Raw genomic sequence first — 17,523 nt, 5'->3', positions numbered from 1 at the left:
CCTGACCGATCAGCGACGCCAGGTCACCGTCCGGTGGCCTGGCGTCGCTGGTTCACCAGCAGGTTGAGGAAGCGCACGCCCAGACCGAGGAGCAGCAGGGTGCTCGCCATCTGGATCGACACCGCGACGCGCGCACCCTGCGAATCCGGCGCGATGTCGCCGAAACCCGTCGTGGTGAACACGGTGAGGCAGAAGTACAGGGCGTCGATCCGGGTGAGCGACGCGTTGAAACTGCCGGGATCGTATTCGGAGAACAGGAAGTACGTCGTCGCGAACGCGACGATGTAGAACCCGGCCAGCGCCACCAGCATCTCCATCGCGGTCGCGACGGGCCGGTCGGAGCCGGCGAACTTGCGGACCTCCCAGACACAGAACGCGATCAGCAGCGCGGCCCCGACGACGAGGCCGAGATAGTTCAGGTCGCTCTCTTTGTCGATGGGCAGCAGGAAGTATCCGGCGAGCAGGACGACGGCGGCTCCGATCGGTCGCAGCAGGGCGACCGTGAGTTCGCGTCCCCGGACCAGACCCAGTGATGCGGCCGTACCCGGCGGACCCTCGTCGCGCGGACCGGGTCCGCCGGGCACGTCGTTCACCAGATCCGCACGCGTTCGGCGGGGTCCAGGTACAGCGAGTCCCCGGGCTTGACGTCGAAGGCCTCGTGGAACGCGTCCATGTTGCGGACGACGCCGTTGCACCGGAACTCCGGCGGCGAATGCGGGTCGATCGAGAGGCGTCGGATGGCTTCGGCATCCCGGGTCTTGGTCCGCCAGATCTGCGCCCAGCTGTAGAACACGCGCTGTGTTCCGGTCAGGCCGTCGATGATCGGCGGTTGGGCCCCGCTCGCCTCGTTCGCGATCTGGTACGCGACGAGTCCGATCGACAACCCGCCGAGGTCACCGATGTTCTCACCGATGGTGAAGTCGCCGTTGACCTTGTGCTCGGGATCGAGTCCGGTCGGGGTGAACTCACCGTATTGGTCGATGAGTTTGCGTGTCCGCGAGGAGAACTCGGTCCGGTCGGTGTCGGTCCACCAGTCGACGAGGTTGCCGTCGCCGTCGTACTTCGCGCCCTGATCGTCGAATCCGTGCCCGATCTCGTGACCGATGACCGCGCCGATGCCGCCATAGTTGACCGCGTCGTCGGCGTCGGGGTCGAAGAACGGCGGCTGCAGGATCGCCGCCGGGAACACGATCTCGTTCATGCCGGGGTTGTAGTAGGCGTTGACCGTCTGCGGCGTCATGAACCATTCGTCGTGGTCGACCGGTGAGCCGATCTTGGCGAACTCGCGGTCCTGCTCGAACGACGCGGACCGGGCGACGTTCCCGATGAGGTCGCCGCGATCGACGCTCAACGAACTGTAGTCGCGCCACTTGGCCGGATAGCCGATCTTGGGGGTGAACTTGCCGAGCTTGACCAGCGCCTTCTCCCGGGTCTCCGGGGTCATCCACGGCAGGTCGGAGATGTTGCGGCGGTAGGCCTCGACCAGGTTGGCGATCAGCTCGTCCATCCGTGCCTTGGCCTCGGGCGGGAAGTGCTTGGCCACATAGAGTTTGCCGACCGCGAATCCCATCGCGGCCTCGACGAACCCGACGCCCCGCTTCCACCGGTCGCGGTTGGCCTCCGCGCCGGTCAGGATGCGGCCGTAGAAGTCGAAGTTCTCGTCGACGAACGGTGCGGACAGGTACGACGCGGCCGAATGCACGAGCCGCCAGGTCAGCCAGGTCTTCCACTCGTCGAGGGGGCGATCCGTGAGGAGGCCGGCGACGCCCGACAGGAACGACGGCTGCGCGACGACGACCTCGGCGAAGGTCGCGTCACCGCTGGTGCCCAGGCCGCCGAACCACTCCGAAAATGGGAAACCGTCTGCGGTGGTGCTCAACTCGTCGAGCGACATGAGGTTGTACGTGAGCTCGGCATCGCGGCGCCGGACCACATCCCAGTGCTGAGCGGCGATGGCCGTCTCGAGGTCGAGGACCGTCGCGGCCCGGGCGGCGGCGTCGTCGAATCCGGCGAGAGCGAACATGCGCTCGACGTGCGCGACGTACGCAGTCCTGGTCTCGGCGTGCTTGTCCTCCCGGTAGTAGGACTCGTCGGGCAGTCCGAGACCCGACTGCGTCAGGTGCACGAGGTATCGGTCGGACTGCTTCGCATCCGTGTCCACGTAGTAGCCGAACAGACCGCCGGTGCCATGGCGCTGCAGCCGTCCGACCCGCCGGGCCAGCGCCTCGAGCGAGTCGATGGCCGCGATTTTCTCCAGTTCCCCGGTGATCGGGCCGATCCCGAGGGCCTCGATGTGGTCGGTGTCCATGAACGACGCGTACAGGTCACCGATCTTCTGCTCGTCGGAACCGCTTTCCGGGTTCGACGAGGCGCAGTCGGTGATGATGTCGCGCACGTTCTCCTCGGAGTTGTCGCGCAGCACGTGGAAGGCGCCGTCGACGGAACGGTCGTCGGGGATGACGTGCGACTCGAGCCACTTGCCGTTGACGTGAGCGAACAGGTCGTCCTGAACGCGGACGGAATCGTCGACCCACTCGAGGTCGAGTCCGGAGCTGAGGTCGGTATTCGATGCAGTCACGCGCTCCATCCTGTCACCGGATCGTCTATTCGTCAGCCGCCTCCGCCGTGGGCGAAATCGGAGAGTCCCTGGTCGTTGCCGGGCGAGAGCTTCGTGGCGGCCTCGAGCGTCTCATCCCGCCCCTGAGGTGCGAGCTTGCGAGCGTCGCCCCCGCTCCCTGAGGAGCGAGCTTGCGAGCGTCTCACTCCGCCCCCTGAGGAGCGAGCTTGCGAGCCCGACCCCTGCTCCCTGAGGAGCGAGCTTGCGAGCCCGACCCCTGCTCCCTGAGGAGCGAGCTTGCGAGCGTCACGAAGGGTCCTGGTGAGATGCGTGGGCTGACCCTTCGTGACGCGCCCTCCGCAAGCTCCGGGCGCTCCTCAGGGAGCGGGGGCTGACGCGCCCTCCGCAAGCTCCGGGCGGTCCTCAGGGAGCGGGGGTGACGCGCCTCTGCGAGCTCCGGGCCGCTCCTGGGGGAGGGGGGTGGTCGTGCGCTCTGCAAGCTCGCGGCGCCCCGATTGTGACCGACAGACTTCAACTCGACTCCCAGACTTCGATCGAAGTCTGCCGGTCGAGTTGAAGTCTGCCGGTCGCCGGCCCAGCGCCCTCTGGCTCTTTCAGAGCAGGGAGCAGGGGTGCTCCCTGCTCCCGAACATGCGTTGCCCGGTCACCCCGGGACGGCAGTGGCGAGTGGAATCACTGTGGAGTTGTCAAGGAACACATGTAGTCCCGGACATGAGTCGGGTGCGGAAGGTGCTGCGCGAAAGAGTGCGGTCGGGGTGGTGGTCAGGTGGCTGTTCAGGCGGCCTCGTCGAGTCGCATGGTGCGGCGGTTGTAGGCGGGTAACGGTCGACGCAGTGGGTCGATGGTCGCGGGTGGGACGAGCCAGGGGTGTCGGTCGAAACCCATGACGATGTCCCAACCGTGGTGGTGGACCTGGGTGTGGCAGCGCTGGCACAGCAGACACCCGTTGTCGAGGTCGGTGGGTCCGCCGTCGGCCCACGACTTGATGTGATGCACCTGCGTATGGGACGGCGGCGCACCACATTTGATGCAGCAGGCGTCGCGGACGATTACCGCCTTGCGTAAGTGTGACGGATACAACCGGCGGGTGTGACCCATCTGTAGTGGTACGCCCTCACTATCGAGGATTATCTCCGTGAGCGAGCCGTCGCACGACACCTGTTTCGCGGCGGCATGGCTGACCGATCCGGTCCACGGCAGCGTCGCCAGGTCTTCGGTCGCGGGGATCGTCAGCATCAGTTGCGTGCGTGGGCTTCCGACGGTGTCGAGGGTGGCGCCGATCGCTGCTTGATCGAGGATCAGTTCGAAGGCGTCGGCGCGGCGTTGCTCGGCGGTGCGCCGGTCCTCGGTGCCGTCGGGTTCGGGCCGCGGACAGGACCGTTCGTCGATCATCGCCATGAACTTCTCACCGACCACCTGGGTGAGGTCGGCGCGCACCTCGACGCGGCCGTCGTCGGTGGTGTGCGCGTTGACCGAGTTCAGCGATGGGTCGTCAGCCGAGGGGACACCGGTGTCGGAGGCATAGGCAAGGTTGTTGGCGATCGCGCGAGCATGCTTGAGCACTTGCGACGGCGTCGCACCGGACAGTGCTTGGGCGATGAGTTCGATCTCGTACCGTGAGCGGTCGTCGTCGGAACCACCATCGGCGCAGCACTTCTCGATCTGGTTCATGCCGCGAACAATGGCGTCGACGATTTCGCTGGACAGTCGCCCGTCGGCGGCATGACGAGACAGCGCCGGCAACCCCGGCAGGGCATCGACACTTCGCATGGTGCGTTGGGCGGCGGCCGGGGCGTGGCCTGACTCGATCAGTAACTTCTTGGTGGTGCTGCCGGCTTTCTGCGCGACGCCGAGGTCGTCGAGTTGTGCTGCGTGCGCGACGATCTGGTGGTCGACGGTGTTGCGGATCAGGCGCAACGTGTCGAGGGCGTCGAGAGTTTCTCTGCCTGTTCGGTCGTCGGCGGGTGGGGTGGTCTCGATGAGTCGATCGAGGAGGGTGGCAAGCTCTGGCATGACTCCAAGGTACCGGAACATGCGTTCGATTACGAGGAGTCTCAACAGGCCCGAAACACGAATTCATCGACTGTGCAGTGTTTTTCGTCGACTGTGCGTCCATTGGCGTTGACTGTGCAACCCCCCGTCGACCGAGGTGCACTCCAGTCGTATTCGTGCCCGTTCGGGGGGCAAATGTGTTGTGTCCTCGATGGAGCGGGGGTCTGAGGACTCTCCCGGGCCGCATCCGCAACACGCCGTGCCTGGGGTGCTGCGTCCGTCGGGGTCATTCAGCGGCGTCGGGGTTACCGAGTGGCTTCGACTCGGCGCCTCGACCTCGACGCGCTCCTTCGTCGCTTGCTCGGCCCGGCGGCTTCGCTCGGTGCCGGCTCAACCAGCGGGGGGCGAGCGCCGGTTCGTGAATGGCTGGGGCGCTTCGTCCGTCGGGGTCACTCGGCGTCGGGTCACCAGGTGGCTTCGACTCGGCGCCTCGCTTCGCTCGGTGCCGGCTCAACCAGCGGGGGTCGTGAATGGCTGGGGCGCTTCGTCTGTCGGGGTCGTTCAGCGTGGTCGGGTCACCAGGGGGCTTCGACTCGGCGCCTCGCTTCGCTCGGTGCCGGCTCAACCAGCGGGGGGGGGGTGAGCGCGGGCTCGTGAACGGCAGCGTCGACAGAGCGACTCCCAGGAGTCGCACACTGCTCTCCTCGGAACGTGCGCACTCGCCGACCGCGGAGCCGAAACCCACCTACGCTGAACCCATGGATGCAACCTTCGACGTCGTCGTGATCGGTGGCGGTCCGGTGGGCGAGAATGTCGCCGACTATGCGATACGGGGCAGCGATCGAACTGCTGTCGTCATCGAGCACGAGCTCATGGGGGGTGAGTGCTCGTACTGGGCATGCATGCCGAGCAAGGCGTTGTTGGGTCCGGGGTCCGCGCTCGAGGAAGCCCGTGCCCTGGCGGGTGCGCGTGAACGGGTGAGCGGCGATCGTCCGGACGCCGACGCCCTCCTGGCGTGGCGCGACACAGTGAACGACCGACGGGACGGGCCCGGGGCGACCCACGACGACTCCGGGCAGGTGAAATGGGCCGAAGGTGCCGGGATGACGGTGATCCGCGGGCATGGGCGGTTGTCGGGTGAGCGGCAGGTGACCGTCGGCGACACGGTGGTGACGGCGCGTGAGGCGGTCGTGGTGGCGACGGGGAGCACGGCGTCGATCCCGCCGACACCCGGTCTGGCCGAGGCGCACCCGTGGACCTCCCGGGACGCGACGAATCTCGTCGAGGTGCCGGATCGGATCCTCGTCGTCGGCGGTGGCGTCGTGGCGTGCGAAGCGGTGACCTGGTTGCTCGACCTCGGTGCGGAGGTCGTCATGGCCATCCGCGGTGACCGGTTGCTGCCTAAGATGGAGTCGTTCGTCTCAGAGCGGATCGCGGACTCGCTGACTGCCCGCGGCGTGGACATCCGGTTCGGGACGACGATCGAGTCGGTCGACCGGCCCGGCGCCGCCGACACCGGCTACGGACGCATCCACGGCGGCCCCGCCACCATCCGGCTCGACGGTGACGGCGCAGGCGAGCTCGTCGTCGACGAGATCCTGGTGGCGGCGGGACGCTCGCCCGCGACGCGGGATCTCGGTCTGGAGTCGGTGGGACTCGAGGCGGGCGGCCCGTTGCGCGCCGATGACCATCTGACGGTGGCCGACCACCCGTGGCTGTACGCGGTGGGAGATGTCAACGGCCGTAATGCGTTGACACACATGGGTAAGTATCAGGCGCGGGTGGCCGGGGACGTGATCGCCGCACGTGCCGAGAACCGGGACCTCGACGGTCCGCGGTACGTCGCGAGCTCCGACCACGGTGCCGTACCGCAGGTGGTGTTCACCCGGCCCGAGATCGCATCTGTCGGGCTGACCGCGAAGCAGGCGAAGGACGCAGGCATCGACGTACGGATCGCCGACGGGGACATCTCCGTGGCGGGGTCCTACCTGACCGATCCCGAGTACTCGGGTCACGCCTGTCTCGTCGTCGATGCGAGCCGCGACATCCTCGTCGGTGCGACCTTCGTGGGGCCGCAGACCGCGGAACTCGTCCATTCGGCGACGGTGGCCATCGTCGGCGAGGTCCCGCTCTCGCGGCTGTGGCATGCGGTTCCGTCGTATCCGACCATCAGCGAGGTGTGGTTGCGGTTGCTCGATCAGCTGCGATGAGCCGCGGCCGAGTCGAAGGCCCCGCTCAGAAGCTCAGTCGCCGGATCTTGTCCGGCCGGATGACGATCCGCACCCAGTCGTCGGCGAGGATCTCCGCGAGATCCTGTGCGCGGGTGGGGTCGTCGAGGTCCCAGTAGCGGTCGGCGAGTCGTGCTGCGAGTTCGCGTGCGGCTGGACCGTCGGTCTCGATGCGCGTGGGGCCGGAAACGGAGATCCAGCGCTCGCGTTCCTCGACCGGGGTGGCGACCACGATCGAGGCGCGCGGATCGGCGGCCAGACGACGCACCTTCAGCGAATCGGGACCGGTGAAGAGCTGGATCTCGCCGTCCGCGGTCGCCTCGAACCACACCGGCCGAGGCTGCGGCGGCGTCGGGCCGGTCGCCGTCGAGAAGAAGCCGAGGAGTGGGCGGCTGAGAAAGTCCAGATCGTCGGCGGTCAAGGTGTCGGACGAAGGCGCGGCGATGTCACTCATGGTGGGTACAACCCGAGCGCCCACCGAACATTCCTCAGGCCGCGAGTGGTCTGACCACTTGACCACCAGTCCTCCGGGTTCTACGGTCGGTGCATGCCGTTCGAGCCCGTGTCCCAGCAGAGCGCCCCCGAGATCGTGTTCGACCAGATCGTCGAGGGCGTGCTGTCGGGTGACCTACCGGCCGGCGAGGCCCTTCCAAGCGAACGGGAATTGACCCGCATCCTCGGCGTCTCGCGGCCCACCGTGCGGGAAGCGTTGAAGCGGGTGGCGGCGGCCGGTCTGGTCTCCATTCGGCAGGGCGACGGCGCACGGGTCCAGGACATAGCGCGGACGGGTGGTCTCGATCTGTTGCCGCGACTCCTGATCCGGGGCGGCGCGCTCGTGCCCAGTGTCGCTCGCTCGATCGTCGAGGCACGTGCCGCGATCGGCCCGGGCGTCGCCGGGCTGGCGGCGAGGCGGGTGACCGACGACCAGATCGCCAGGCTGACAGCGCTGCTCGCCGATCTCGCCGCCGAACCGGACCCGGTCGGACAGCAGGTCGCGGCACTCGAGTTCTGGAGCGCGATCGTCGACGCGGCCGACTCGATCGCATTCCGTCTCATGTACAACTCGCTCCGCGCCGCGTACGAACCGGCGCTTCCCGCGCTCGCGTCGATGCTGGAGCCGGAGGTCGGCAACATCGACGGCTATCGCGCGCTCGTCGACGCGATCACGTCTCGCGAACCCGGCCGCGCCGAGGCCGCTGCCCGTGAACTGCTCGCGCCCGCGACCGCGGCATTGCTCGAACTCTGTCAGGCACTCGAGGGTGCGGAGTCTGACATCGGAGAGGGGAACTGAATGTCTGCCGAGAGCATCGACGCCGACCACATCGACCACAGAGCGCGCCGGCAGGTGGCGGCGGAGGAACGGCGAATGCGATCACGGCGGTCGACGACCCTGCGTGCCGCATTCGCCGAGTTCCTCCGGCACCCGTCGCCCTGGATGATCGCCGCGTTCCTGGTGACCTCGTCGGCGGCGCGAATTTGGCTGGGCGGGTGGGGGATCGCCGATCTGGTCGTCCCGGTCGTGATGATCGCGAGCTTCCCGCTGGCCGAATGGCTGATCCACGTCGTCGTGTTGCACTGGCGGCCGAAGCGCCTGGGACCGGTCACCATCGATCCGCTGGTGGCGCGTAAGCATCGCGAGCACCACTCGGACCCGCGGAACATCCCCCTGGTGTTCATCCCGTGGCAGGTGCTGGTCACGGTCGTCCTCGCGGCCGTCGCGGTGGGGCTCCTCGTCTTCGCCAGTGCCGAGCGCGGTCTCACGTTCATGGCGACGCTCGCGGCGATCGGACTGGTCTATGAATGGACGCACTATCTGATCCACTCCGACTACCGGCCGCGCCGCGCCTACTATCGCCGGCTGTGGCGCAACCATCGATTCCATCACTACCGCAACGAGCACTATTGGTTCGCGGTCACCACCGCGGGCACCGCGGACCGGTTGCTGCACACCTATCCCGATCCCGACACGGTCGAGAAGTCACCCACCGCAAAGGATCTGCACGCGCTGTCGCAGCCGGGGACTGACCGGCGAACCACATGACGGTGCGGTTCGTCCCGGTAATCGGGACAAACCGCAACGCGATCCGGAATACTCGCCCGCATGCGGGTATTCGTCACCGGCGGTACGGGGGCCATCGGGGGATACGCGGTGCCCGCAATGGTCGCCGCGGGACACGACGTGCGTGCGCTGGCGCGCTCGGATGCCGCCGCTTCCGCGCTGCGTGCCCACGGCGCCGCCCCGATTCGGGTGTCGCTGTTCGATCGACACGGACTCGCCGAACACTTCGACGGCTGCGGCGCGGTCGTCAATCTCGCGTCCTCCCTTCCGGGGACCGCATCGTTCGTCCGAAAGTCGGCCTGGGCGGACTGCCAGCGCATACGGCGGGAGGGCTCGGCCGCGGTGGTCGACGCCGCACTCGCCACCGGCGTGCCGCGGGTGGTGCAGGAATCGGTCGCCATGGTGTACACCGACGCCGGTGACCGGTGGATCGACGAGGAGTCGCCGGTCGACCACTATCCGATCGCGGTGGGCAACCACGCGGCCGAGGCCTCGGCCCGCCGGTTCACCGATTCGGGTGGGGTCGGCGTGGTGCTCCGGTTCGGGTTGTTCTACGGCGTCGGCGCCGCCCACAGCGAGCAGCTCATGGCGCTCGCCCGACGACGGATCGGTTTCCGGGCCGGCCGACCCGGCGCCTACGTCTCCTCGATCCACCTCGCCGATGCCGCCGGCGCCGTGGTGTCCGCACTCGAAATCGGTTCCGGCACCTACAACATCGTCGACGACCTACCGGTCACCAAGATGCACCACACGGCCGCCCTGGCGGGTGCGGTCGGCAAGCACCCGTACGTGACCGGGCCGCCCTCCTGCTCGGCGAACGCACCACGTCGCTGACACGTTCGCTTCGGGTGTCCAACAGGCGGTTTCGGTCAGCCACCGACTGGCGACCACGCTACGCCTCGGTGTGGGAGGGGTACGCGCAGATGGCACGTCAGCTCGACGCCGGGTCTGATCGGCGTCGACCTGCGGTGTAGTTCCCGGGTTGCCGGCGTGACCGGCTGGCGTCGCGCGCCGGGTCACAGGTGGGAGGAGAGCAGCACGATCGCGGCGTGGCGCCGGATGAACTGCCACGGGGACGCCAGGGCGTCGGAAGCGGTGCGCAGGTCCTCGTGGGCGATGTCGTGTATGCGTGTGGGCGTCAACGAGGCGAGCATGAGGTCGTCGAGAACCGGACGGGCGGCGAGGATCTCGGCCAGCAGTCGATAGTCGAGCGGCGTTCGCCGGTGCTCGGCCAGGAAAGGAGCGCTGAGGGCCTGGGCGGCCATGTCGTCGGGGAGGCCCGCCACGAGGTGCGTGGCTCGATGGACGTGGCCGAGCATGCACAGTACTGTGGCCGCCTTCGCCACGTCGACGGGCCGATTGCCTGCCCGTTCGACGGTGTCCGCCAACCGGTCCGCGACCTGGGAATCGGTGATCCCGGTGTCGATGAGGACGTCATACAGGCGGTCGACCCGATGCGAGTTCGATGGATCGAGCGGGGTGCTGCGCAGCTCGTCCACCACGCGCTGCGCGGCAATCGGGCCCTGCGCGGCCAGGAGTCGGCGAGCGACCGGGCGCAGTTCGCCGTCGGTGTCGGTGTCGGAGGTCAGGATCTCGACCAGCGCATCGATTCGGTCGGGCTCGGACAGACGGTCGAGGCGGGCTTCGATGGCCGAGGTCCGGTGGAGCTCGGGAAAGAGCCGTCGCAGAACCTCGTCGTCGACCGATGCCCGGATCGCGGCCTCTCGGCACTCGGGATCGTGGACGAGTACGACGAAGTCGTCGTCGAGGTGGGCCGACCCGGGAAGCGTCGCCGTCGCGCGACGGCAGGCGTTGCCGAGACTCCGATGAAATTGCGCGGCAACGACATTCCACGGATGGCCGTGCCGACCCACGGACGCGGTGAGCCGCTCTGCCCACAGATCCCCGGTCGGGGGCGCGTCGACGAGCCGGTCCCAGTCGTCGACGTCCCGCTTGCGGAGGTCGCCGCGCTCGGTGGCCGGGGAGCCCTGGGGCTGCCACGCCACCCGGATCGACGGCCACAGGAAGAGCATGTCCCGAGCGTGGACATCGATCAGGGCGGCAGCGTAGACGGTGTTCGCCGGATGCTGCTCGGCGGCTTCGGCGACCGCGAGTTCGATGCAGCGGATCAGGTGATCTTCGAGTGAGCACCAGTCGATGTCCATCAGCGGTCCCAGATCTCGGCGCGGGCGCCGGTGTACGCCATCACCGGGATCTCGAGCGTCGCCGGTGCGCGTGGTCGACGGTCCGTCGGGTCATCCGAGCGCGATGCCGAGATGTCCGGCCATCACCCGGACCATGTGCTGCACCCCGATCTCGTTGCGCCCGATGACCATGTGTTCGTGCTGGCCGCGTCGCACACCTTCGCCGCACTGTGGCAGCATCGCGAAATCCTCGTCGCGGACCGCCGCGTGTACCTGGGCGAAGATGCCGGCATACATCTCGGTCTGTTCCGGAGTGTCGGCCGGGTACTTGGCCATCCAGCTGTGGCGCACGGTGCAGCGGGTCGCCGAACCGGCAGGGAGGATGTCGATGACCTCGACCCCCACCGGACTGTTGGCGAGGATGAGATTCGGGTAGATCCAATAGATGAGGCCCATGTAGGCGCTCGGATCGTCCCAGGTGGCGTCGGGCTCTTTGTCCGCGAGGTCGCGAATCCAGTTGAACGGGAACCCGATCCGATGGTGTGGCCCGTACTCGTCGTAGACGTGCGTGTTCGCGATCGTGTTCTGACCGATCACGCTGTTGCCGTGGACGAACGGGAAGTGGTAACCCTCGGCGAAAGCCTCCAGGGCGCCTTTCCAGCTCACCGTCGATTCGAGATGTCGCTCGTCGTGGTACTGGAAGTCCTGATACCTCCAACGGGCGAGCTCGTCGTCGAAACTGCCCAGGTGGGCGTCCAGGTCGAGCGGCGCATCGGCGGTGAGGACGGCCCAGATGAATCCGTGCCGTTCCTCGCTCGGCAGTTCGACCAGTCCGTAGTCGGAGCGGTCGAGATCGTCGAATCCGGCTTTGCCGGGGACCCCGCGGAGTTTGCCGGTGTTGTCATAGACCCACGCGTGATACGGACACGTGAAGCGTCGGGCGTTGCCCGCGCCACAGGCCGGCATCGCACCGCGATGACGGCAGTAGTTCAGGAAGACGTGGGTCTGCCCGTCTCGATCACGGGTGATGAGCAACGAGTCGTCGAGCACCGTCCGTACGACGTAGTCATCGTTGTTCGGGATCTGCGCCGAGGCCAGCAGCGCCAGCGGCGTCTCGCGCAGCAGTCGAGTCTGTTCGAGTTCGGCGAGTTTGTCGTCGCGGTAGTAGTCCAGCGGTACGCGGAGAGTCGACTCGGCCATGTCGGTGCTGCTGGACATCGCGAGATCCAGTGCTCGACGAGTGAGATCGGCACCGTACGAGCCGGTCGAGGGAGTGGTTTCGGGGATGTCGATCGTCACGGGGGCTGTCCTTTCGGGTCCGTTCAGTCGGCTGGGGCCTGACAATACATGAAACACGTTCTATGTCCAGCCGTGTTGCGACGTCCGGCCCGAGGGGAGGGGCTGCGGGGATCCCCGCAGCACGACACAATGTGTGGATGCGCACCCACGGCTGGGCCGGGGCCACCCCTCCCACCGACGATGACGAAGCGAGCAAGCGCATAGTCGTTGCGGCCGGCGAGCTGATGGACGCCGGAGCCGGTGGCGTCAACATCCGTCAGGTCGCTCAGCGGCTCGGGGTGGCCCGTCAGACCGTCTATCGCTACTTCCCGGACACGAAAGCCCTGCTGTCGGCGACGGCGCAGCACGCGACCGACGAATTCCTGGCGGATCTGGCTCGGTCGCTACAGGGGTTGACCGACCCGGCGGATGCGATCGTCGAAGCCATCGCCCTGACCTTCGAACGGCTGCGACAACACCGGCGATTCGGCCTGCTCTTCGCCGAGGCAGAGCACGGCCGTTTCACTGCCGAGGTCACGTCACCCCAGGCGATCGCGATGGGTCGGGTGATCGTCGAACATCTCGATGTCGACTGGGCTGCCCACGGGTGGGTCGAGGACGACATGGACGAGCTCGTCGAGGTGATGTTGCGGTTCGTCCAGTCACTGCTCGTGGATCCGCGCGAACTCACACGCACCCCGGTTGAATTGCGGGAATTCCTGCACCGCTGGATAGGTGTGGCCATCGCGGCCAAGAGCATCAACCCCTGACGGCGCCGACGCCTCGCCGCACGGTTGGGCCACGCGCCGACGGTGATCGGTGGCGGCCAGAGCTCTACCCACCCAGCCCGGCGGCCATCGACCACACCAGCACCTCGGCGTCGGAGTCGTCGCCGGCGCGGATCTGGTACGACGCGGAGTCGATGCCTCGGAGGGCGTCACCCGGGCCCAGAACGCCGATCTCCCGGACGCCGACCCCGTCGACCTCGACCTGTCCGTCCACGACGAACAGGTGGGTGAACCGGGAAGCGGGTACCTCGACGGTCTCGCCGGGGCGGAGTCGCGCCGCGAACAGGGTGGCGCCCGAGTTGGCGACGGAGACCGCGGCGTCGACATCGGCGACGCCCGACGCGATCGGTACGAGTCCGCCCGCGGCGAGTCGGTCGCGGACATCGGCCTGCGCGTACGACGGCGCGAGGCCGTGGCGGTCGGGCATGAGCCACATCTGGACGTAGCGGACGGGCTCGGTGCCGGCGTCGGGCAGGTCGGGCCATGAGTCGTTGCGCTCGGAGTGTTCGACGCCGGTGCCCGCGCTCATCCGCTGTACCAGGCCGGGGTAGAGGACACCGGAGTGCCCGGCCGAGTCGCGGTGGACCAGCGTCCCCGCGACCACCCATGTCACGATCTCGCTCTCCTGATGGGTGTGGAGATCGAAGCCCGCGCCGGGTGCGACGACCTCATCGTTGACGGCGAGCAGCGCGCCGAAGTGCGTGTTCGACGGGTCGTAGTGGTCGCCGAAGGAGAAGCAGTGCCGTGAGGTCAGCCAGTCGGTGGCGGTGACCGGACGATCGTCGCCACGGAAGACGGTGAAAACCATGCGCCCATTGTCGCAGTGCGGCAAGGTGAGGGCGGTCGGGGACGGCCGGGTCCGGGATCTGTCGACGTCGGTCCCCGGACGGCGATCGCGCACGCCGCGGAGTGTCAAAAGTCCCGTGGGCGAGATGAGTTCGTGACCGGCTTGATCCCCGAATGGAAGCTGGCGGCGTCGATTTCGAGTGTTACACGAGTGAAAATTGTCGTCATGAAGATCTGGGTCAAGCGCGCGACGACAGCCGCTTGTGCCGCGGTCACGTGCGCGGTCATGGTGAGTTCCTGCGGGTTCGCCGGTTCGACCGACACGGGCGCCGCTGCCGCCATCGACGCATTCGCCGACGCCCTCAGCCGCCAGGACGCCGGCGGGGCCGCCACGTTCACCACCGCACCGGGACAAGCCGGTGACAGTCTCACCACCACTCTGAGACAGATGGGTGCCCAACGCGTCGACGTCGACGTCGACAACCCCGTCGAATACAGCGACGGGACGGCGACCTTCTCGGTCACCACCACCTGGAACTGGGACAAGGGCCGCGTGTACGAGTCGACCAGCGGCGGTACCGCGCGCAAGCTGTCGTCGGGTTGGAAGGTGACCTGGGACCCCGCGATCCTGCACGCCGGCCTCACCGCCGGCGGCACCCTGCGCGAGATCCGCACCGACGCGAAGCCGGCCCCGACCGTCCGCAGCCGAACCGGCCGGGTCTTCATGTACGCCCAGCCGGTCAACGAGATCGTGCTCGATCCCACCCGAACCCCGGACCTCAACGCCTCGGTGCGGGCGCTGGCCCGGGTGATCGCGCCCATCGCGCCGCTGATCACCGGGCAGGTCATCCGAGAGAAGCTCGACGCCACGCCGGGCCGGGCCATCACCGCGGTCGGTCTGCGTGACTCCGACATGGAGGTGCTCGCCGGCGACCCGCGTCGGGTCCCCGGTGTCGTGGTCAACCGATCCGATCAATTGGTGATGGCGGACCGGCGCCTGTCCTCCCCCCTCGAGGACGGGCTGACCAATTACTGGCAGGCCATCCGCGACGCCACCGCCGGGTGGCAGGTCGAGATGCTCGGTCCGGGTGCCGCGCCCCGCAAGCTGGCCGGCGAGCAGGGTCCTCCCGGACCCGACGTCCCGACCACGATGGACCAGGGCGTCCAGCTGTCCCTGGGCGACGCGGCCGTCGAGGTCGGTCAACCCGCGACGATCATGACCCTCGACGCGCAGACCGGTGCGATCACCGGGATGGCGCAGAACTCGTACGCGATCGAGAGCGGCGTCGACCTCGACCAGCCCTATCCGGTCGGCACCACCCTCAATCCCGTCTTCGACGCGATCGGGCGAGCCGTCGGGTCGGAGCAGCAGCGTGGCGACGAACTGCTCGACCGGCTCGGACTCGGCGTCCAGTTCACGGTGCCCGGTGCGAGCGTTCCGACCGCTGACCGTCCCGGGATCGCGACCATCGACTACCGTCCCGGCTCGAGCATGATGTCGATGACCAACATGGCCGCCTTCGGTGTCGCCATGGCGCGCAGCGCCTCCGGGCAGGCCTCGTCGGTGCCGCCGTTCGTGCTGAAAAACGTGCCGACGAAGATCGCGGGCGGTGAGCTCGGCGGGCTCGATCCGGCCGTCGTCCGGCCGGTGCTGCAGGCGATGACCGCCACTGCCGCCACCGGCGACGCCAGTGACCTCACCCGCGCGCCGGGACTGCGTGCCCTCGTCGGCACCAACGGCCCCGAGGGGCCCGGCTGGTTCGTGGGGCTCCAGGGCGGTCAGGTCGTCGTCATCTACACCGAGGGGCCCAAGTCGGGGACCGCCGCACTCCAGGTCGCGCAGAAGTACTTCACGATCAAGTAGGTCCTCGAACGCTCGCGACTCTCGTCGTCAGGCGGCGGCGCGACGACCGAGGTAGGCGAAGACGGCTCGCCAGCCGAGCAGGAAGAGCGCGAGCACCACGGCTGCGACGATCACGAAGCTCACCGCCACTCCCTGGCTCAGGATGAAGCGCAGGATCATCGCGACGGTCACCGTGCAGAACCAGATGACGAGACCGACCGGGACGACCCGGTCCGGCCGGAAGTCGTGACCGAAGAAGTCGCTCGACCGCACATGCGCGTAGACGTAGGTGACCGACCACCCGGCCGCACAGCCGGCCAGGAACGGCCACAGCGTGTGCAGCACCGACGTCAGCGCATAGCCCTCTTCGTGACTGGCCCGGCCGATGAGGACGAAGACCGTGATCGCCACCGCGTCGAACAGGGCGGCGACGGGACCCGTCGCCGTTCCGCGCGCCGGCGAGGAACCCGTCTCCGCCGTCGCGTCGGAGCCCCGGTCCGTCTTCGAGCTCAACATGGTGGATTACCGTACCGGGTCCGACGGCGGATCGGTGTCGGACATTCGTGCGGAGTCCCCTCGATGCGGGTTGTCGGGTCCGTCCGCGGGCGGGACCCCCGGGTGCGGCGGTTCGACACCATCCGGCGGCGGGATGGGGAGCGCCGGCCCGTCGGGCGTCGTGGGCGACGGGTCGTCGGCCGAGCGTTCGAGGGCGTCGGCGTCCCGCTCGACCTCGTCGATGAACGTGTCGTCGCGCTTGATGCGGTTACGGAACATGAGACCGATGACCACCCAGCCGATGCCCGACACGATCACATAGCTGATCAGCCGGTAGATGAGGACCGCGGTGATGGCGTCGGCGGCGGGCATCCCGGCGCTGGTCAGCGCGGGGACGAGCACCGCGTCGACGACGCCGATGCCGCCCGGCAGCAGGGGGATCGCCGAGCCGACGGCCTTGCCAGCCGCGTAGGCAACCATCAGTCCGGAGATGCTCGGGTGGGCGTCGACCGCCCAGCAGGCGAACATCAGGCACCCGACGTCGGCGACCCAGTTGAACAGGCTCCAGCCGAATGCGACCGAGGTGTCGCGCTTGGTGAGTTGCACCGCCCGGAGCTGTTCGAGGGTCTCGAACAACTTCTCGGTGCCGTGGTCCTCCGGCTTGTTCCGGAGTTGGTTCACCCAACCCAGGACTCGAATCCCGGTGCTCTTCAACGATTCCGGATGACTGGCCAGGTACTGCAGGACCACCGCGACCGCGAGGAACCCGGCAACGGAGAAGACGACCGAGAACGGGCTGGTCTTCGCGCCGGCCAGGAGGGCGCCGCCGAACCCGAGCACCGCGAGACCGATGCCGGCGAGCAGGCCCGACATGACGACCTGCCACGACGCGATGACCGGTGTCGCACCCCACTTGCGGGTTTCCCGATAGGTGAACGCGGGGGCGAGGACCTGGCCGCCCGGCATCGTCTGGCTCAGCGAGTTGGCCGCGAGGATGACCGACAGGGACTTCCACTGCGTGACCCGCAGGCCCGCCGAGCGCAACAGTGCACGCTGGACCTGGGCGAAACTGTCCATCGACAGCATCGCGGCGACGAGACACGCCGCGACCCAGTGCCACTCGATCTCGCCGATGCGCAGCCAGGCGCCTCGCAGTTCGGGCCAGATGAGAACGACTTCGACGGCGAGGATGACCAGGACGACGGTGAGCAGGACCCACCGGACCCACCAGAACCGAGGACGGGTCACCGGGGCTGCCGCGCCCCCCGGCGAGCCAACATCCTCCGACGACATACGTGCCACCCTAGGGTAGGGGGGCCGGTGTCGGTGACC

14 protein-coding genes and 1 pseudogene are annotated in these 17,523 nt (G+C 68.1%); 6 read left to right on the top strand and 9 right to left on the bottom strand.

Features of this window, described 5'->3' with window-relative positions; genetic code table 11:
* Nucleotides 1-23: 23 nt before the first annotated feature.
* From JW364_RS06430 to JW364_RS06420, 3 genes are all read right to left on the bottom strand, one after another.
* Nucleotides 24-593 carry a potassium channel family protein gene (locus tag JW364_RS06430; protein ID WP_205333648.1) on the bottom strand — a complete coding sequence of 190 codons (570 nt, stop codon included), beginning with the start codon at nucleotides 591-593 and terminating at the stop codon, nucleotides 24-26.
* Nucleotides 590-2,587: a M13 family metallopeptidase gene (locus JW364_RS06425; RefSeq protein WP_205333647.1), complete on the bottom strand. Its 1,998-nt coding sequence runs from the start codon at nucleotides 2,585-2,587 to the stop codon at nucleotides 590-592. Before JW364_RS06425 ends, JW364_RS06430 begins: the two co-directional genes overlap by 4 nt.
* Before the next feature lie 765 nt (nucleotides 2,588-3,352).
* Nucleotides 3,353-4,612, bottom strand: a complete 1,260-nt coding sequence (locus tag JW364_RS06420) for an HNH endonuclease signature motif containing protein (protein ID WP_205333646.1) — start codon at nucleotides 4,610-4,612, stop codon at nucleotides 3,353-3,355.
* 716 nt (nucleotides 4,613-5,328) lie between these two features.
* On the opposite strand from JW364_RS06420, the gene JW364_RS06415 reads away from it, so the two are divergent.
* A complete protein-coding gene (locus JW364_RS06415; protein WP_205333645.1) occupies nucleotides 5,329-6,780 on the top strand; it encodes an NAD(P)/FAD-dependent oxidoreductase in 1,452 nt (483 codons plus the stop codon).
* A gap of 25 nt (nucleotides 6,781-6,805) precedes the next feature.
* On the opposite strand, the gene JW364_RS06410 is transcribed toward JW364_RS06415, so the two are convergent.
* The gene (locus tag JW364_RS06410) at nucleotides 6,806-7,252 is read right to left on the bottom strand and encodes a pyridoxamine 5'-phosphate oxidase family protein (protein WP_205333644.1); all 447 of its coding nucleotides are present in this window, start codon (nucleotides 7,250-7,252) and stop codon (nucleotides 6,806-6,808) included.
* Nucleotides 7,253-7,345: 93 nt separating this feature from the next.
* Between JW364_RS06410 and JW364_RS06405 the strand changes: the two genes are divergently transcribed.
* The 3 genes and pseudogenes from JW364_RS06405 (at nucleotide 7,346) to JW364_RS06395 (ending at nucleotide 9,831) form a co-directional block, all read left to right on the top strand.
* Nucleotides 7,346-8,089 (top strand): FadR/GntR family transcriptional regulator, encoded by a 744-nt coding sequence (locus JW364_RS06405; RefSeq protein WP_065630325.1) that lies wholly within the window; start codon nucleotides 7,346-7,348, stop codon nucleotides 8,087-8,089.
* A 15-nt stretch (nucleotides 8,090-8,104) separates the two neighbouring features.
* Nucleotides 8,105-8,839, top strand: a complete 735-nt coding sequence (locus JW364_RS06400; protein ID WP_205333664.1) for a sterol desaturase family protein — start codon at nucleotides 8,105-8,107, stop codon at nucleotides 8,837-8,839.
* Nucleotides 8,840-8,899: 60 nt separating this feature from the next.
* Nucleotides 8,900-9,831: pseudogene (locus tag JW364_RS06395) on the top strand (NAD-dependent epimerase/dehydratase family protein).
* 42 nt (nucleotides 9,832-9,873) lie between these two features.
* Here JW364_RS06395 and JW364_RS06390 read toward each other — a convergent pair.
* On the bottom strand, nucleotides 9,874-11,022 hold the full coding sequence (locus JW364_RS06390) for a hypothetical protein (RefSeq protein WP_205333643.1): 1,149 nt from the start codon (nucleotides 11,020-11,022) through the stop codon (nucleotides 9,874-9,876).
* Nucleotides 11,023-11,112: 90 nt separating this feature from the next.
* Nucleotides 11,113-12,294, bottom strand: a complete 1,182-nt coding sequence (locus tag JW364_RS06385; RefSeq protein ID WP_280361836.1) for an aromatic ring-hydroxylating dioxygenase subunit alpha — start codon at nucleotides 12,292-12,294, stop codon at nucleotides 11,113-11,115.
* A 143-nt stretch (nucleotides 12,295-12,437) separates the two neighbouring features.
* On the opposite strand from JW364_RS06385, the gene JW364_RS06380 reads away from it, so the two are divergent.
* Nucleotides 12,438-13,049 carry a TetR/AcrR family transcriptional regulator gene (locus JW364_RS06380; protein WP_205333642.1) on the top strand — a complete coding sequence of 204 codons (612 nt, stop codon included), beginning with the start codon at nucleotides 12,438-12,440 and terminating at the stop codon, nucleotides 13,047-13,049.
* Nucleotides 13,050-13,113: 64 nt separating this feature from the next.
* Here JW364_RS06380 and JW364_RS06375 read toward each other — a convergent pair whose 3' ends face one another.
* Nucleotides 13,114-13,875 carry a pirin-like bicupin family protein gene (locus tag JW364_RS06375; RefSeq protein ID WP_205333641.1) on the bottom strand — a complete coding sequence of 254 codons (762 nt, stop codon included), beginning with the start codon at nucleotides 13,873-13,875 and terminating at the stop codon, nucleotides 13,114-13,116.
* Between the two features lie 204 nt (nucleotides 13,876-14,079).
* Here JW364_RS06375 and JW364_RS06370 point away from each other — a divergent pair, with 204 nt between their 5' ends.
* Nucleotides 14,080-15,717, top strand: a complete 1,638-nt coding sequence (locus JW364_RS06370; RefSeq protein WP_205333640.1) for an NTF2-like N-terminal transpeptidase domain-containing protein — start codon at nucleotides 14,080-14,082, stop codon at nucleotides 15,715-15,717.
* Nucleotides 15,718-15,744: 27 nt separating this feature from the next.
* Here JW364_RS06370 and JW364_RS06365 read toward each other — a convergent pair whose 3' ends face one another.
* Nucleotides 15,745-16,212, bottom strand: coding sequence for a DUF3054 domain-containing protein (locus tag JW364_RS06365; protein ID WP_205333639.1), 468 nt, complete (start codon nucleotides 16,210-16,212; stop codon nucleotides 15,745-15,747).
* A gap of 6 nt (nucleotides 16,213-16,218) precedes the next feature.
* Nucleotides 16,219-17,484: a YbhN family protein gene (locus JW364_RS06360; RefSeq protein ID WP_240198749.1), complete on the bottom strand. Its 1,266-nt coding sequence runs from the start codon at nucleotides 17,482-17,484 to the stop codon at nucleotides 16,219-16,221.
* Nucleotides 17,485-17,523: the final 39 nt, after the last annotated feature.

This window comes from Gordonia sp. BP-119, from assembly GCF_016924115.1.
Lineage (GTDB): Bacteria > Actinomycetota > Actinomycetes > Mycobacteriales > Mycobacteriaceae > Gordonia > Gordonia hongkongensis.
This window is presented reverse-complemented; position numbering and strand designations above follow the sequence as displayed.

Coding starts and splice junctions, on each gene's coding strand:
- JW364_RS06425 (WP_205333647.1), bottom strand. CDS start 2,587: ATGGAGCGCGTGACTGCATCGAATACCGACCTCAGCTCCGGACTCGAC.
- JW364_RS06420 (WP_205333646.1), bottom strand. CDS start 4,612: ATGTTCCGGTACCTTGGAGTCATGCCAGAGCTTGCCACCCTCCTCGAT.
- JW364_RS06415 (WP_205333645.1), top strand. CDS start 5,329: ATGGATGCAACCTTCGACGTCGTCGTGATCGGTGGCGGTCCGGTGGGC.
- JW364_RS06410 (WP_205333644.1), bottom strand. CDS start 7,252: ATGAGTGACATCGCCGCGCCTTCGTCCGACACCTTGACCGCCGACGAT.
- JW364_RS06405 (WP_065630325.1), top strand. CDS start 7,346: ATGCCGTTCGAGCCCGTGTCCCAGCAGAGCGCCCCCGAGATCGTGTTC.
- JW364_RS06390 (WP_205333643.1), bottom strand. CDS start 11,022: ATGGACATCGACTGGTGCTCACTCGAAGATCACCTGATCCGCTGCATC.
- JW364_RS06380 (WP_205333642.1), top strand. CDS start 12,438: ATGCGCACCCACGGCTGGGCCGGGGCCACCCCTCCCACCGACGATGAC.
- JW364_RS06375 (WP_205333641.1), bottom strand. CDS start 13,875: ATGGTTTTCACCGTCTTCCGTGGCGACGATCGTCCGGTCACCGCCACC.
- JW364_RS06370 (WP_205333640.1), top strand. CDS start 14,080: ATGAAGATCTGGGTCAAGCGCGCGACGACAGCCGCTTGTGCCGCGGTC.
- JW364_RS06365 (WP_205333639.1), bottom strand. CDS start 16,212: ATGTTGAGCTCGAAGACGGACCGGGGCTCCGACGCGACGGCGGAGACG.
- JW364_RS06360 (WP_240198749.1), bottom strand. CDS start 17,484: ATGTCGTCGGAGGATGTTGGCTCGCCGGGGGGCGCGGCAGCCCCGGTG.